This window comes from Micromonospora sp. NBC_00389 (assembly GCF_036059255.1).
In the GTDB taxonomy this organism is placed as follows: domain Bacteria; phylum Actinomycetota; class Actinomycetes; order Mycobacteriales; family Micromonosporaceae; genus Micromonospora.
Window position 1 is genome coordinate 4,518,589 of the sequence record NZ_CP107947.1, and the last position, 13,873, is coordinate 4,532,461.

The window sequence follows — 13,873 nt, forward strand, 5'->3', positions numbered from 1 at the left end:
ATGACAGCCGCAGACGCCGTGTGAGCAGGCGTCGCGGGCCGTTCCCGCTGGTGGTGGGACAGCCGCTCTCAGTTCCGCTTCAACAGCTGACACGGCTAGCGGTGCTTCGGGCCAGCATCAGCCGCTACGGTGCGCTCATGAGCCTGGCACACGGCGGCGTCTAGTACTCCAGCCGGGGATGTTGACCTTCGCTGAGCTGGGGCCTGATGCGGTCCGGGCACGAAGGCAGCCACCGTCGATCATGGACGGTTGTGTGGACTGACCATGACGCAGCGGTGGCTGCCGGATACAGGGTAGACGCCCAGCGATGGCGGGTGTTGTTCGACGACCTCATGTTGACCATCGGGCGGCGTTTCCGCAGGCCGGAGCCCCGACGTCGAGTTGGTGACTTGGTGCGGGGACTGCTGGCGCCGCTACCGCGTAAGAACTGCTGGACCATCGCCGAGCACGCCGGTGATGCGGGCCCGGACGGGATGCAGGACTTGTTGACCCGGGTGAAGTGGGACGATGCCGCAGTCCGTGCCGATGTCCGCGGGTTCGTCGCCGAGCAGCTCGGTGATGCCGACGCGGTGCTGGTCATCGACGAGACCGGTGATCTGATGAAGGGCCGGCACACCGTCGGAGTCCAGCGGCAGTACTCCGGCACGGCCGGGAAGATCGAGAACTGCCAGCTTGCCGTGCATCTGGTCTACGCCACCGAAACTGTCCACGCGATGCTGGACGCAGCCCTCTACCTGCCCAAATCCTGGTGCGATGACCCGCAGCGGCGGTCCGAGGCGGGTGTCCCCGAACAGGTGCGGTTCGCGACCAAGCCGCAACTGGCAACCCGGATGATCGAGGCCGCGGTCCTTGCCGGGTTGCCCTGCCGCTGGGTGGCCGGCGACGAAGCCTACGGCGGCGACCCGCGCTTGGCCGCCAAGCTGCGCACGCTGCGATTGGGCTACGTCCTGGCGGTGGCCCGTTCATATCAGGTGGCCACCGGTCTGGGCGTCTATCGCGCTGATGTGCTGGCCGCCGGACTCCCCGCTTCGGCTTGGCAGCGGATGTCGGCCGGCCCCGGCGCTAAAGGCCACCGCTACTACGACTGGTCTTTCACCGCCCTGCCTCACGCCGCGGACAGCCACGGCGGGCAGCATTGGCTGCTGATTCGCCGCAACCGCACCACCGGCGAGCTGGCCTTTTATCGTTGCTGGTCACCCGAACTCACCGCGCTGCGCACCCTGGTCACGGTTGCCGGGCGTCGATGGAAGATCGAAGAGTCGTTCCAAGCCGCCAAGACCGGCCTCGGTCTGGACCAGCACCAACACCGCCGCTGGACGTCCTGGCATCGGTGGACCACTCTGGCGATCCTCGCCCACGCCTTCCTCGCCGCCGCTACAGCTCACCGCGACCGGCCCGACCCCATCGGGCTGATCCCGCTGACCGTCAACGAGCTACGCCACCTGTTCCACGTCCTGATCATCGAACCTGCCCGCCGCCGAACCGACCCACTGCACTGGTCGATCCGCCGACGCCGCCACCAAGCCCGAGCCAGAAACAGCCACTACGCCCGACAAGCCCTCATCGAACCGTGATCACGATCCCCGGCTGGAGTACTAGGTGCTCGTGCATCAGCTTCACCTCGGGGGATGGCCAGCCCTGGCCGCGAACCAGGGCTCGTCGCCGGGGCTGGCGTGGCGGTCAGCTACAGCTGGTGCAGGCGCTTGCGCAGAGCAAAAATGTCAATTCCTGTGGATGGCTGAACCACGGTGGCGGGCTGGTGCCTTGAATCTCCTGCGATCCCATGCTGTTCGGCCCGATAGTTTCAGCCGGCTGCCAGGACTTCCACGCCGCGCGCCGTGAGCCACTCGACGACTGCGTGGTGGGGGTCGGCGTCGGTGATCAGTCCGCTGATGTCTTCCCAGGGCAGGACGCGGAACCGTGATGCTGTGCCGATCTTCTCGGACGAGGCGAGGATGTAGGTGTCCGCGGCCCGCGCGGCCAGGGTGCGCTTCATCGCGGCCTCTTCAGCGTCGCCGGTGGTAAGCCCCGCGTCTGGGTGGACGCCGGTGACGCCCAACAGGCAAAGGTCGGCGGAGATGTTCTGAGCGGCCTCGACCGCGGCCGCGCCGCAGGCAACCGCGGAGTGCTTGAAGATGCGGCCGCCGAGCAGGAAAACCTCGGCCTGCGGATGCTCCAGCAGCGCGGCCGCGACGGTCGGGCTGTGGGTGATCACGGTGCAGTCCAGGTCCGGCGGAAGGGCATGAGCTACAGCGAGGGCGGTGGTGCCGCCGTCCAGGATCAGGGCGCTGCCCGGCCGCACCAGCGCGGCGGCCGCCGCGGCGACCTTCTGCTTGCCGGCGGGGGTGACCGTCTTCCGGGCGGCGTAGTCCGCCACGGCCGGGGAGACGGGCAATGCCCCGCCGTAGACACGCTGGCACAGTCCCTCGGCGGCAAGGTCGCGCAGGTCGCGGCGCACGCTGTCCTCGGAGATGCCCAGGTCTGCGGCGACGTCCTTGGCGACGATCTTGCCCTGCCCGGCGAGCAGGTCCAGCAGGTGAGCACGCCGTTGAGCGGCCAGCATCCACACTCCTTCATGTTCTTGCACGTTTCTGCATGTATCGTAGCGCGTCATGACCGACAAGCCGATGCTCATCCTCATCGCCGGGCCCTACCGCTCCGGCACCGACGGCGACCCGCGGGCCATGGCCGCCAACCTCGGCCGCCTCGAAGCGGCAGCGTGGCCGGTCTTCGCCGCCGGCCACGTGCCCGTGATCGGGGAGTGGGTGGCCCTTCCCGTCCTGCGCTCGGCCGGCGCGGGCCCCACGGACCCCCTCGCCGACCAGGTGCTCTACCCGACCGCCGAGCGCCTGCTCACCCACTGCGACGCCGTGCTCCGGCTCCCCGGTGACTCCACCGGAGCCGACCAGGACGTCGCCACGGCCCGCCGCCGCGGCCCGCCCGTCTACCACGACGCGGCCGAGATCCCGCGCCGCACTCCGCAGGAAGGCAGGGCCGCGTGATGGCCCGCCCCGGCATCGACATCCCCGACCACCGCGGCCGCACCGGCCTCGACCGGGCCGGACGCGACCTGGACCGCAACGCCGACATCGTGGTCCGCGACGTGGAGCTCACCTCCCAGGGCTGGCACATCCTGCGCCGCACCACCTTCGACTACCGCCGCCGCGACGGACGCTGGGAAACCCAGCAGCGCGAGACGTACGACCGCGGCAACGGCGCGGTCGTCCTGCCGTACGACGCCGAGCGCGGCCGTGTGCTGCTCACCCGTCAGTTCCGCTACCCGGCCTACGTCAACGACCACCGGGACGGCATGCTCGTCGAGGCCGCCGCCGGACTGCTCGACGGCGACGACCCGCTCGCCGCCATCCGGCGCGAGGCCGCCGAGGAGCTCGGCGTCACGCTCGGCCCGATCTCCCACGTCCTCGACGCCTATATGAGCCCCGGTTCGGTCACCGAGCGCCTGCACTTCTACGCCGCCCCCTACACCCCGGCCGACCGCACCGGAAACGGCGGCGGTCTTGACGAGGACGGCGAGGACATCGAAGTGCTCGAACTGCCCTTCACAGAGGCGCTCGCCATGGTCCGCGACGGACGCATCGCCGACGGCAAAACGATCCTGCTCCTGCAATGGGCTGCCCTGGACGGACCCTTCGCCCCCGCAGCAGGCACCGGCTGACACCGCCGCCACCCGGTCGGCCTGCCTCGGGTGCGGGTGTCGTCGGTGGTCGGGGCCGCATTCGGTATGCGAAGCTTGCGCCGTCGACCACGGCGGGGGTGGCGACCATCCACGGCGCGTTGACCAGTCCGCTGTCGACTGCAGGTTTCTGGGCGGCCAGCATGCAGAACGACGGCAGGGCGTTCATCAGGTAGAGGTCGAGATCGTCGAAGGGCTCCTGTTCGCCGACGGTCACGCCTGTCCAGACCTCGACCCCGCGCTGGGTCAACGCCTGCCTCAGCGGTTCCACGTCGATGTGGACGGCTCGGTCGAACCGAAGCCCCACCTGCTCGCCCGCCAGCGGCTGCAGGCGCTCTCGCCACTGGCCTGCGCCCTGCATCGGCACGAACCCGCAGACGCCGTACCCGCGACCGGTCAGGTGGTGGCCGTTGCGTTCGAAGACGACTGCGCGGGTGAGGTTGCGCAGACGCAGCGGTACGACGAGCCGGCCGTCGGGAGCGAGCTGCTCCGGCCACGCTGGCGGGATATCCGGCGCGCCGACTTCTCCGGACTTCGATGATCTTGAATCCCGAGTTGACTCAGATTGGTGCGCAACTGGTTTGGACGATTTGATTGTGTCGTGGGCTTGGCCGAGGTCGTCGAGGAGGGTATTGGCGGCGGTGATGATCTCGAAGGGCGGATGTGCCCCGACGTTACGGCGGGGGCAGGCGCTCGCTGAGTTTGTGTGCTGATGTTACGCATTGGCCCGGTGGAGGCGTTCGGCCGCCTGTGCCCGCAGTGCATCGCCACCTGCCGGGGTGCCCCCGCACAGTGCCATTTCCCGGGCGTTGTACGCAGCCATCCACAGGCTGGCCGCCCACGCGATCTCCAGTTCCACGGCCGAGAACAGGCGCCCTCGAATGTCTTGATAGGCCAACAGGAACGCCTCGGAGCTATCGATCGGCGCCAGCATGGGCGGCCCGGCACTGGCGAAAGACCCGCTCGCCGCTCCCACCAGCGCCGCCTCCGGCTGCCACGCCAGCTGTCCCAGTCGTGCACCGCCCACACCCGCCTACCCCGCCACCGCAGGTTCTGCGCCTCGAAGTCGGCGTGGCCGAGCACGCACGGCAAGCCGGCGGCCAGCAGGCGCCCCCGGGCCCGCTCAGCCGTCTGGACAATGTGCTCGGACACCGCACCCTGGTCCCGGCTGTCAAGAAAGTCGATCGTCGGCCACACCCCAGAATCGGTGTGGTCCCAGCGGACCCAGGGCGGACTCGGCAGCGGCGGCGCGACGGTCACGCCGGAAAGCTCGGCCATCAGCCGGGCGAACACCTCAGCGCAGCGCCTGGCTATGTCCAGCGAGTCCCCCCGCAGTACTTCGCCGCCGGGCCGGAATTCCTCGGCGTGCACGGCCAGCGCACCGACACCGACCACCGGCGTGAGCGGCCGGGCACATGCAAACCCGCGCTCGGCCAACCGGGCCTGCGCCGCGACACACGAAGCGGCCCGGCCGTCGTCGGCGCGCGCCTTGACCACGACGTCCCTGCCACCGGCCAACCGCAGACCGAACACCATCGAGACCTGATGCGACTGGAACAGCACGCCGGCGGGTTCGCCGCCCAGATGGTCACGACACCAAGCCGGTAACCAGTCCGGCAACTCGTCCAGCTGCACACTCAGGACTGTGCCATAGGCCCCAGACGCACCGGAGGCGAGATTGTCTGCTGGACGATCATCGGACCTCCGTGACGAGCCACCCTGCCGCACATTTCTGGATCAACGAACTGTAAAGTGATCAGCGATGCGCGGCACTAAGGGACGTCTCGTAACTCCGGTGTCTGTCTGCTGAGGACGATCATCGAGGGTGCCTGGATGCAGGTGATCACCGCAGCCCGCCCTGAGTGGATTTTCCCGTTCACGGGGCTCGCCGAAGGCGCCGACCCGGCCCATAGAGCCGACCAATCCGTTGCGGTGCAACGCCTTGACGAACTTTCGAGACCGGATTTGGCTGCCCCTATCCGAGTGCACGATCGTGCCGGCCGGGCCGCGCAGCCGGGCCGCGTTACGCAGCGCGGTGACGGCCAGTGACACCTTAATCCGAGAGTCGATCGAGTAGCCGACGATCCGGCCGGAGTACACGTTCTTGATCGCGCACAGGTACAGCTTGCCCTCGGCGGTGGCGTGTTCGGTGATGTCGGTCAGGCACACCTGGTTGGGTGCGTCGGCGGTGAACCGGCGTTGCACCAGGTCGCCGTGCACCGGCGGGCCCGCCCGCCTCGTGAGGCCCTTGCGTTTGCCGAACACGGACCAGATGCGCTGCTGTGAGCAGAGCCTGGCCACCCTGTTCGGGCTAGCGGTGATCCGTGGGTGGGCAGTTCGTCGGCGATGAACCGGTACCCGAACGCCGGGTCGTCGTGGTGAATGTCCAGGGCGGCGTTGATCAGGTGCGCGTCGTCGAAGTCCCGCTGCGAGACCGGCTCGGCGCACCACGCGTAGTAGGGCTGCTTGCTGAAACCCAGCACCCGGCAGGTCACCGCGACGGGAATCCCGTCCGCGGCCGGGTCACCGACCAGCGGGTACATCATTTTGGGGCGATCTCCTTGGCGAAGAATGCCGCCGCCCGGCGCAGGATCTCGTTTTCCTGTTCCAGCAGCCTGTTGCGTTTTACGCAACTCCCGCAGCTCAGCGGACTCGCTGCTGGTCGTGCCGGGACGGACCCCGTCGTCGATGTCGGCAAGCTTGAGCCAGCGGTGCAGACACGACTCGGAAATCCCGAAGTCCTTCGCGATCGGCGCCTCACCCTTGCGGGCGACCGCGGCCACGTCACGACGGAACTCCGGCGGGAACGCCTTCGGTATGACAGGCATCCTTCCAGCGAGGAACGCATCCTCACAGGTCAGGAGTCAACCGAACCGGGGGCAGTCCCGAGCCTGTGACGAGCTGATCGTTAGGCGTGGCGGGTGCGGTCCGCGGAGGTGGGTTGCTGCCTTGTGGTTCTGCCCGTCGGACGAGGCGGCATGATTTGGGCATGGCGTTGTCGACGGCGTTCACGGAGATGCTCGGCGTGCGGTACCCGATTGCGCTGGCGCCGATGGGTGGGTCGGCCGGTGGCGCGCTGGCCGCAGCTGTCTCCCGCGGTGGTGGGTTCGGGATTCTGGGCGGCGCGTACGGGGACCCGGAGTGGCTGGCACGTGAGGTGCCGATCGTCGCGGGTACTGAAGGGCCGTGGGGTGTCGGATTCCTGACCTGGGGGATCGATCTCGACGCGGTGGAGCTGGCGCTGAGCTACGGCCCCAGCGCCGTGATGCTGTCCTTCGGCGATCCGAGCCCATACGCGGAGCATGTCCGCCGGGCAGGGGCTCTGTTGATCCTCCAGGTCACAGATCTGGAGGAGGCCAAGCGGGCCGTGGACCTGGGCGCCGATGTGATTGTGGCTCAGGGAACCGAGAGCGGTGGGCACGGAGCCGTGCGCGGGCGGTCCACTTTGCCGTTCGTGCCCGCGGTGGTGGATCTCGTAGCTCCGGTGCCGGTGCTGGCAGCGGGCGGGATCGCCGATGGACGTGGTGTGGCGGCGGCTCTCGTGCTGGGCGCGGCCGGAGCGCTCATCGGCACCCGCTTCCAGGCCAGCACTGAGGCCCTGGTCGATCCTTCGATCACCAAGGCGATCCTCGAGGGGCGGGGGCAGGACACCGAGCGCAGCACCGTGCTGGACATCGCGCGCGGATCCCGGTGGCCGTCGAAGTACCCCGCTCGCACCCTCGGCCATCCCTACCTCGACCGCTGGCGCGGCCGGGAGGCCGAGCTCGCCGCCGATCCCCAAGCCCGTCAGGCGTACCAGGACGACGTGGCACGCGGTGCGGTGCCCCCGCTGCCGGTCTGGGCGGGCGAGGCCGTCGACCTCATCACCGACCTGCCCTCGGCGGAGGACCTGGTCACGGCCATGGCCACCCAGGCCCAGGACGCCCTGACCCGAGCGGGACGCCACTGACCCACCAGCCGTCAGCGCCGTTCCGGCTTGCTCGTCACGCGCCGCGGCGAAGTTATCGAGCGAAGAGCGATCACTCACAGCCACACCGCGACTGGCCGTCCATGGGGAATTTTGGTGGCCGCTGTCAGGCGCGGCTTGCTGGTGCGCGTCTGCGTGGACCAGCGACGCTCCGGAGACCACTCTTTTCACACCGCAGTGCTCAACTGCACCGCACTTACTTCAACTGCGCTCTATGTCGCCTGGTAGGGGAGTATGCGCAGGTCAGGGCGGTAACGACTCTGCGGCCGGGGCGGGCCTTGCACTGGGAGCAGATTGGGTGCGCGTCAACGAAGTGGTCATCGTTGCCGAAGTGCTCAACCAGCCCGCCGCCGGCCAAGGCCGTGAGCAGCAACGATAGAACCGTCCGACGTGCTTGACCTCCCAGTGAAGACCGAAGTAATCAGGCCGACGGCGTTTCGGGGTCGGCCCGCTTTGGCGGCCACGTCGGCTGCCTCAGCGACTCAGCATCAAAGCAGCTAAATCGGCGTACATCGCTGCGCTATGTCATCCGTGGGCCGGCAGCTGTCCTACTTTCTGGAACACCGATCTCACTGGCAATGGGTTGGCCAGGGCTTCCTGCTCGGTGACCTCTTCGGCGGCTCCGAAGTGGTCTTGTGGCGCTAAGTCGCCAATGGGCCGAGCGCCACCGGTCAGGGGAGCATTGGTTTCCTAAACCAACGCTCGTCGATTGATTGCAGGCGCCTGACCTGCTGCTTCGGAATCTCAAACCCCACTCTTGGGGTCGCATTCGCGTGCACGCTGCTCGGCGGGCCGTCGGTCGATTGGTGGTGATGCCACGTTCGCCTCGCTGTGGCATCGGCCTCGTCGACTCACCATTCCCCGATCAGGCCAGGCTCTGGGCCTGCACGGCGCCAGGGCCTACCTGTAACCCGTCGTGCCAACACCGCCATCACTGATCCCAACGCCGCCACACTCGCCCCGGGCGGCAGCGAGCCGGATGGCTGCCGCGCGCGGTTCCGGCTGGTCCGGTTCGGCGCCGATGGCGATCACATAGGCCGATTCAGGCGGCGGGGACGAAGCGAGTTCAAGACGCGGGACCAAGCCGCATCGAAGTCTTAGCTTGCGTCGGTAGACAGTACGGCGAAGGCATGGCGCAGCCCGACGTGCGACCGTTAGGCCGGAGTATTCGATCGTGGCGAGGTCGGCGATGTGGGCCGCTCAGGATGACTCTCGGTGGTGGGGTCGGCGACACAGCGCCCCGGATCATCTGAACGACAGGGGCAGGAAGTCATACCGGGCCGGGCGACGGAGGAGTCCACGGCTGGGGGCTATCAGAGCGTAACGGGGGAGGAGGTGAGCGGCATGTCGGGGCGAGGACACGGTACGGCGCAGCCCGGGAGCCGCCATGACCGGGACGTACTGCGCACCGAACTGTTCAGCGATGCCGTGCTGGCGATCATTATCACCCTGCTCGGACTGGAGCTGCGGCCACCTCAGGTCGAGTCTGGGCGCCTGCTCGCCGGGCTGCTGGCGGAATGGCCGGTCTACCTGGCGTACACGACCTCGTTTGTGAACATCGCTGTAGTGTGGCTGTCCCACCGCACGGCGTTCAGCCGGATCATCCGGGTGGATCTCGGGTTGAGCTGGGCCAACTTCGGGGTGTTGTTCTGCACGGCCCTGCTTCCGTTCGCCACGGCGGTCGTCTCGCAGTCGCTGAAGGACGGTAGCGGGGCGGACATCCGCACTGCGACCGCCTTCTACGGCCTGGTGGGCACGATTCTGCTCGGCAGCTGGTGGATTCTCTACGCCCGGCTCGTCCGGCGCCCGGAGCTGACCGAGCAGGGCGGGCCGGACTTCTTCCGCCGGGAGCGGCGTCGGCCGCTGCTGGGCATGCTCCTGTTTCCCGCTGGGGCCTTGGTTGGCTACTTCTCGTTCTGGGTCGCGTTTGCGATCTTCCTCGCGTTGCCGCTGATCTATGCCACAACAGCCACCCGGGAGTGACCTGCTCCCCGGTGCCGGCCGACGTCTCGTCGCCGAGGACCCGCCGGCCGGCACCACGGTCCCAGTGTCCGGAGCCGCCGTGGCGGCTCCGGACACTGGTTCGGTCAGACCTGGTTCGCGCCACCGTCGACGAAGATCTCGCCGCCGGTCATGAAGCTGCTCTGGTCGGAGGCCAGGAACAGGGCGGCGTTGGCGATCTCCTCCGGCTGGCCCATCCGGCCCATCGGCACGGTGGAGGAAGGGCCTGCCGCGCCAGCGCCGCATCGGCTTCCAACACCCGCCTGGAACCTGCCATACGCCGCCCGCCCCACACGAGCCGCAGCGCACTTGCCAGTGGTGGCCCTACGCCTTCTTCGGCACCGTCACCCTTTCCATCGGCTGCCTCGCACTGGTGGTCGTCACCCTTGGCGATAGCAGGCCGCCAAAGAAGTCCGGACCAGTCGCGACCCAGCCATGTTTGCTCCACGACCCACCGATGGATGCCCAGGTTGGAGAAGCGGTCGGTGCCGCGGCGGGCATGGCCCTCGGTCCGAACCTCGGTGGCCGTTAGTCGTCCTCCTCGGGGGCGTCATCATCATCGACATCGACATCACGCTGGTCGACGTACTGATGCCAAAGATCGCTGAGGCAGCGGCGGCTCTTTCGGTCAACCAGCCAGAACGACCAGCCGTTTTCCGCTGTCCCAGTCACGGCTCGCGCCGCTGCGGATGGCGTGGTGTGCCGGACCCCGCCGATGTCGAGAACCCCGTCAGGCAGGACGATTGCGGTTCGCTCGGCTACCCGCGCCCGTCGGGCATGCAGGGTCGGCAATCTTCGTGGTCGAGGACGACTCCCAGGCGGGCCTCGACCACGTCGGCGGCCACCGCGCCCCGATCCAGATCATCAGCCCCTGGGCCCAGCGCGGCGTCGTCGACAGCCACTACTACACGCAGATCACGATGATCCGGACCATCGAGCAGATCCTCGGGATCCACCCGATGAACCAGAAGGACAGCGCCGCCAGCCCGATGCGTCAGGCGTTCACCCAGAACGCAGACTTCACGCCGTTCACCGCGCTGCCGAACCGGACCTCGCTGACCGCGGGTCTGGCCACCCCGCCTGCCTGCGGCGTGGACACCCCCGCGCCGCAGAACCCCCTCGCCGCAGCCGTGCCGCCGGCGACGGTGCCGGCGGACAAGCAGCAGGTGGCAGCGCAGTGGGACGAGTGGAAGTCGCACCAGCGGCTGACCGGGCCCGACGCCAAGCCCGACTACGCGAACCCCGCGCAGATGAACCACTTCACGTGGTACCAGGCGCACGCGTGGACGAAGCCGTACCCCGGCGAGGACAAGATCTTCGCGCCGGAGGACGTGCCGGGCGCCTACATCCCGTCGGCGAGTCCGACGGCTGACGTAGGCTGATCGCCTCAAAGGGGCCCCTGGCCGGCATGACCGCTGGCCAGGGGCCTCTTCGTGCCCTGCCCGGCCTCCGTCGAATTTCTTCGATCGAAGGTGAACCGGGTGTACCAGGGGTGCGTGCCTACCAGTGAGACCCGAGGTCCCGGCGCGCCTTCCCCGACGATCGTTCTGCGGGCTGTCGACCTCGGGCCATGCCGGGTGTCCACGGCGGGAGACCCGGTAGCCACCAGCAGACTCGCCCGGACGCAACGGCCCCCCGGCCGTCGGCCGCGCCCGGATTGAACGGAAGGGGGAGCACCACAACCCAACCGCGCCAAGCGGCGGCAGTCGGATGGCACGCCGGCCCCCGCCGCCCGCAGAACACTCGCCACCACTCGGGCAAGAGGGAGTTTGGCATGCACGCACGACCTCGCCGTACCGTCGTCCCACGCCGCAAGACCCTGCAAGTGCCGAATGGATCACCCAACGGCCGCGTAACACCCGCCCGCCGCCGAACCCGAGCCGCCACCGTGATGCTGGCCCTGGCCGCATCAGCCCTGTCCATGACCGCCATCGGCGCCCCAGCCCACGCCGAGGGCGGCCCGACAATGCTCGACCCGAAGCTGGCCGTGCGGACTGCCGCAACGGGGTTGACCAGCCCCACCGGCCTGGCATTCATCGGCGACAACGACATGTTCGTGCTCGAGAAGACGACCGGGCGGATCCAACGCGTGGTCAACGGAGCCGTCGCCAGCACGCCACTGGACCTTGCCGTCAACTCCGGCTCCGAGCGAGGCCTGCTCGGGATCGCCCTACACCCCAACTTCCCCGCGAACCCCGGGGTCTACCTGTACTGGACGGAGAGCACGACCGGCGCGGACACCACCGTCCTCAGCGAAACCCCACTGCTCGGCAACCGGGTCGACCGGTTCGTGTGGAACGGCAGCACACTCACCTTCGACCGCAACCTGATCCGCATCCGAGCCCGTCAGGAGGACGCCGGCCAGCCCGCACGCGCCAACCACAACGGCGGAGTGATCGACTTCGGCCGCGACGGGAAGCTGTACACCTTCACCGGCGACCTCGGCCGGCGTGGCCACCTGCAAAACCTCACCTGCGGCCCCACCGCCGTCTGCCCCGGACCGACCGTGCCCGACGACCAGTTCGGCGGCCCGCAAACAGACAACGCCCACCTCAGCGGCGTCGTCCTGCGCCTCAACGACGACGGCACCACACCCACCGACAACCCCTTCTACGGTCCCGGCGCCGCCATGGGCGGCGAGGTCGGCGCCACCTTACAGAAGATCTTCTCCTACGGTCACCGCAACGGCTTCGGCATGGCCGTCGACCCCGACACCGGCAACGTGTGGATGCAGGAGAACGGCGACGACAGCTTCAGCGAGATCAACCGGCTGGAGCCGGGCATGAACGGCGGCTGGATCCAGATCGCAGGACCGGTGCAGCGCGTCGCCCAGTTCAAGGAGATCGAGACGACGTTCGGCGGGCAGAACCTTCAGCAACTGCGCTGGCCGCCGAGCAACATCGCCGACAGCACGCAACAAGCGCTCGGCAGGCTGTACATGCTCCCCGGGGCGCACTACAGCGATCCCGAGTTCAGCTGGAAGTGGGAGGTCGCACCCGGCGGGATGGGCTTCCTCAACAGCCGAGCGCTCGGGCCGCAGTTCAAGGGTGACCTGTTCATGGGCGCCGCGACGCCCGCCCTCAACGGCGGCTACCTGTTCCACTTCAACCTGACCGGCAATGGCCAGAAGATCGCCGTCGACGACCCACGACTGAACGACCGGGTGGCGGACAACCTCGCCAAGCACGAGATCACCGAGAGCGAGAGCCTTCTGATCGGCCGTGACTTCGGGGTCGTCACGGACATCGAGACCGCCCCGGACGGGAACCTGTCCGTCCTCTCGCTGACCAACGGCGCGGTCTACACGGTCTACCGCCGCTGACGAGTGTCAAACCTGACCCGGTGACCCGCCCGCCCGGCATGTCGGACGGGCGGGTCACCCGCGAAGCGGCGGTGCCGACCATCGAAGTGGTCAGCCCATCTCGGGGCGCCGACATCGACGCAGCCCGGACCTCGGAGCCAGACGACTCGGCGACAGCGCCCCTCGCAACCGGAACCCGATCCGAACTGGCTGCAACGTCGAGCAGGCATCAACTAGGCGTTCGACCAAGAGACGTCACCGCTCGATCTGGTGACCCCATCGCCCGGGTCCCGTCGGGCATACCCTGCGCTGCCTCGACCAGCCGGACAAGGGCGCGCTTCTCGATGTCACACCGGCGATGGTCGGGTCGGGTCCAGCAGCTCTCTTACCCCGCCCCGGTCGAGTTGGCCGTGTCAGCCGATCGACCGCCGCCGGTTTCGCGGGCCGAAATTGGGGAGCAGGTTGGGAGCAACCGGGTGCACTGAACGGCGTTAAACAGCGCTCAACGGCACTGAACGGCATCCAACTGCACCCACCACGACGTGCGGGTCCTCGTTTTCGCAGGTCAGAGTAGGTGCGGCGTCCTGTTTCACACAGCAGTGCTCAACGGCTCTGAACGTACTTCAACTGCTGCCTGCGTCGCCTGGTGGGGGAGTGTGAGCCGCTCGGGGCGGTAAGGACCCGGTGTGGCGGCTGGGCCTTGCGTTGGGAGCAGATTGGGTGCAGGCCGGCGAAGTGGTCACCGCAGCGAAGAGCTCACTAGGCTGTTTCCCGGTCAGGCTGCTGACCAGCAACGATGCCGCGCTTCGGGCCGCTTGACCTCCCAGTAGAGGTCGAAGGGGTCACGTACTGCTGCCCCCAGGCTGTCTGACGCCGGCCAGTGCCACGGGACGCCGAAAATCACCGCGGC

Annotated in this window: 13 protein-coding genes and 1 pseudogene; 8 read left to right on the forward strand and 6 right to left on the reverse strand. The window is 68.4% G+C overall.

The window, feature by feature from the left end:
- Positions 1-332: 332 nt before the first annotated feature.
- On the forward strand, positions 333-1,574 hold the full coding sequence (locus OG470_RS21585) for an IS701 family transposase (RefSeq protein WP_328426522.1): 1,242 nt from the start codon (positions 333-335) through the stop codon (positions 1,572-1,574).
- A 230-nt stretch (positions 1,575-1,804) separates the two neighbouring features.
- Here OG470_RS21585 and OG470_RS21590 read toward each other — a convergent pair whose 3' ends face one another.
- Positions 1,805-2,563 (reverse strand): DeoR/GlpR family DNA-binding transcription regulator, encoded by a 759-nt coding sequence (locus OG470_RS21590; protein WP_328414889.1) that lies wholly within the window; start codon positions 2,561-2,563, stop codon positions 1,805-1,807.
- Between the two features lie 49 nt (positions 2,564-2,612).
- Between OG470_RS21590 and OG470_RS21595 the strand changes: the two genes are divergently transcribed.
- Both OG470_RS21595 and OG470_RS21600 read left to right on the forward strand, forming a co-directional pair.
- Positions 2,613-3,002 carry a DUF4406 domain-containing protein gene (locus OG470_RS21595; protein ID WP_328414890.1) on the forward strand — a complete coding sequence of 130 codons (390 nt, stop codon included), beginning with the start codon at positions 2,613-2,615 and terminating at the stop codon, positions 3,000-3,002.
- On the forward strand, positions 3,002-3,676 hold the full coding sequence (locus OG470_RS21600) for an NUDIX domain-containing protein (protein WP_328426524.1): 675 nt from the start codon (positions 3,002-3,004) through the stop codon (positions 3,674-3,676). The genes OG470_RS21595 and OG470_RS21600 overlap by 1 nt, the downstream gene beginning before the upstream one ends.
- Here the strand turns inward: OG470_RS21600 and OG470_RS21605 are convergent.
- The gene (locus OG470_RS21605) at positions 3,561-4,343 is read right to left on the reverse strand and encodes a hypothetical protein (RefSeq protein WP_328426526.1); all 783 of its coding nucleotides are present in this window, start codon (positions 4,341-4,343) and stop codon (positions 3,561-3,563) included. The two genes, OG470_RS21600 and OG470_RS21605, sit on opposite strands and share 116 nt — an antisense overlap.
- A gap of 66 nt (positions 4,344-4,409) precedes the next feature.
- Positions 4,410-4,670: a hypothetical protein gene (locus OG470_RS21610; RefSeq protein ID WP_328414892.1), complete on the reverse strand. Its 261-nt coding sequence runs from the start codon at positions 4,668-4,670 to the stop codon at positions 4,410-4,412.
- Positions 4,671-4,765: 95 nt separating this feature from the next.
- Between OG470_RS21610 and OG470_RS21615 the strand changes: the two genes are divergently transcribed.
- Positions 4,766-5,302 (forward strand): hypothetical protein, encoded by a 537-nt coding sequence (locus OG470_RS21615; RefSeq protein ID WP_328414894.1) that lies wholly within the window; start codon positions 4,766-4,768, stop codon positions 5,300-5,302.
- A gap of 258 nt (positions 5,303-5,560) precedes the next feature.
- On the opposite strand, the pseudogene OG470_RS21620 reads toward OG470_RS21615, so the two are convergent.
- Positions 5,561-6,513, reverse strand: a pseudogene (locus tag OG470_RS21620) (IS3 family transposase); the annotation flags it as partial.
- A gap of 170 nt (positions 6,514-6,683) precedes the next feature.
- On the opposite strand from OG470_RS21620, the gene OG470_RS21625 reads away from it, so the two are divergent.
- Together OG470_RS21625 and OG470_RS21630 are read left to right on the forward strand one after the other, a co-directional pair.
- Positions 6,684-7,643 (forward strand): NAD(P)H-dependent flavin oxidoreductase, encoded by a 960-nt coding sequence (locus OG470_RS21625; RefSeq protein WP_328414896.1) that lies wholly within the window; start codon positions 6,684-6,686, stop codon positions 7,641-7,643.
- A gap of 1,362 nt (positions 7,644-9,005) precedes the next feature.
- Complete coding sequence (locus tag OG470_RS21630; RefSeq protein ID WP_328414898.1) at positions 9,006-9,644, forward strand: TMEM175 family protein; 639 nt, start codon at positions 9,006-9,008, stop codon at positions 9,642-9,644.
- Positions 9,645-9,748: 104 nt separating this feature from the next.
- Here the strand turns inward: OG470_RS21630 and OG470_RS21635 are convergent, their stop codons facing one another.
- Positions 9,749-9,868 carry an SDR family oxidoreductase gene (locus OG470_RS21635; protein WP_442930935.1) on the reverse strand — a complete coding sequence of 40 codons (120 nt, stop codon included), beginning with the start codon at positions 9,866-9,868 and terminating at the stop codon, positions 9,749-9,751.
- A gap of 322 nt (positions 9,869-10,190) precedes the next feature.
- Positions 10,191-10,454, reverse strand: coding sequence for a hypothetical protein (locus tag OG470_RS37305; protein WP_406081244.1), 264 nt, complete (start codon positions 10,452-10,454; stop codon positions 10,191-10,193).
- Between the two features lie 5 nt (positions 10,455-10,459).
- Here OG470_RS37305 and OG470_RS21640 point away from each other — a divergent pair, with 5 nt between their 5' ends.
- Positions 10,460-11,044: a hypothetical protein gene (locus tag OG470_RS21640; protein WP_328414900.1), complete on the forward strand. Its 585-nt coding sequence runs from the start codon at positions 10,460-10,462 to the stop codon at positions 11,042-11,044.
- A 539-nt stretch (positions 11,045-11,583) separates the two neighbouring features.
- Complete coding sequence (locus OG470_RS21645) at positions 11,584-12,984, forward strand: PQQ-dependent sugar dehydrogenase (protein ID WP_328414902.1); 1,401 nt, start codon at positions 11,584-11,586, stop codon at positions 12,982-12,984.
- Positions 12,985-13,873: the final 889 nt, after the last annotated feature.

Bases quoted from the DNA above. Each gene is read 5' to 3' on its own strand.
- OG470_RS21645 (WP_328414902.1), top strand. From the start codon at position 11,584: ATGACCGCCATCGGCGCCCCAGCCCACGCCGAGGGCGGCCCGACAATG.
- OG470_RS21585 (WP_328426522.1), top strand. From the start codon at position 333: ATGTTGACCATCGGGCGGCGTTTCCGCAGGCCGGAGCCCCGACGTCGA.
- OG470_RS21635 (WP_442930935.1), bottom strand. From the start codon at position 9,868: ATGGGCCGGATGGGCCAGCCGGAGGAGATCGCCAACGCCGCCCTGTTC.
- OG470_RS21625 (WP_328414896.1), top strand. From the start codon at position 6,684: ATGGCGTTGTCGACGGCGTTCACGGAGATGCTCGGCGTGCGGTACCCG.
- OG470_RS21600 (WP_328426524.1), top strand. From the start codon at position 3,002: ATGGCCCGCCCCGGCATCGACATCCCCGACCACCGCGGCCGCACCGGC.
- OG470_RS21595 (WP_328414890.1), top strand. From the start codon at position 2,613: ATGACCGACAAGCCGATGCTCATCCTCATCGCCGGGCCCTACCGCTCC.
- OG470_RS21630 (WP_328414898.1), top strand. From the start codon at position 9,006: ATGTCGGGGCGAGGACACGGTACGGCGCAGCCCGGGAGCCGCCATGAC.
- OG470_RS21590 (WP_328414889.1), bottom strand. From the start codon at position 2,563: ATGCTGGCCGCTCAACGGCGTGCTCACCTGCTGGACCTGCTCGCCGGG.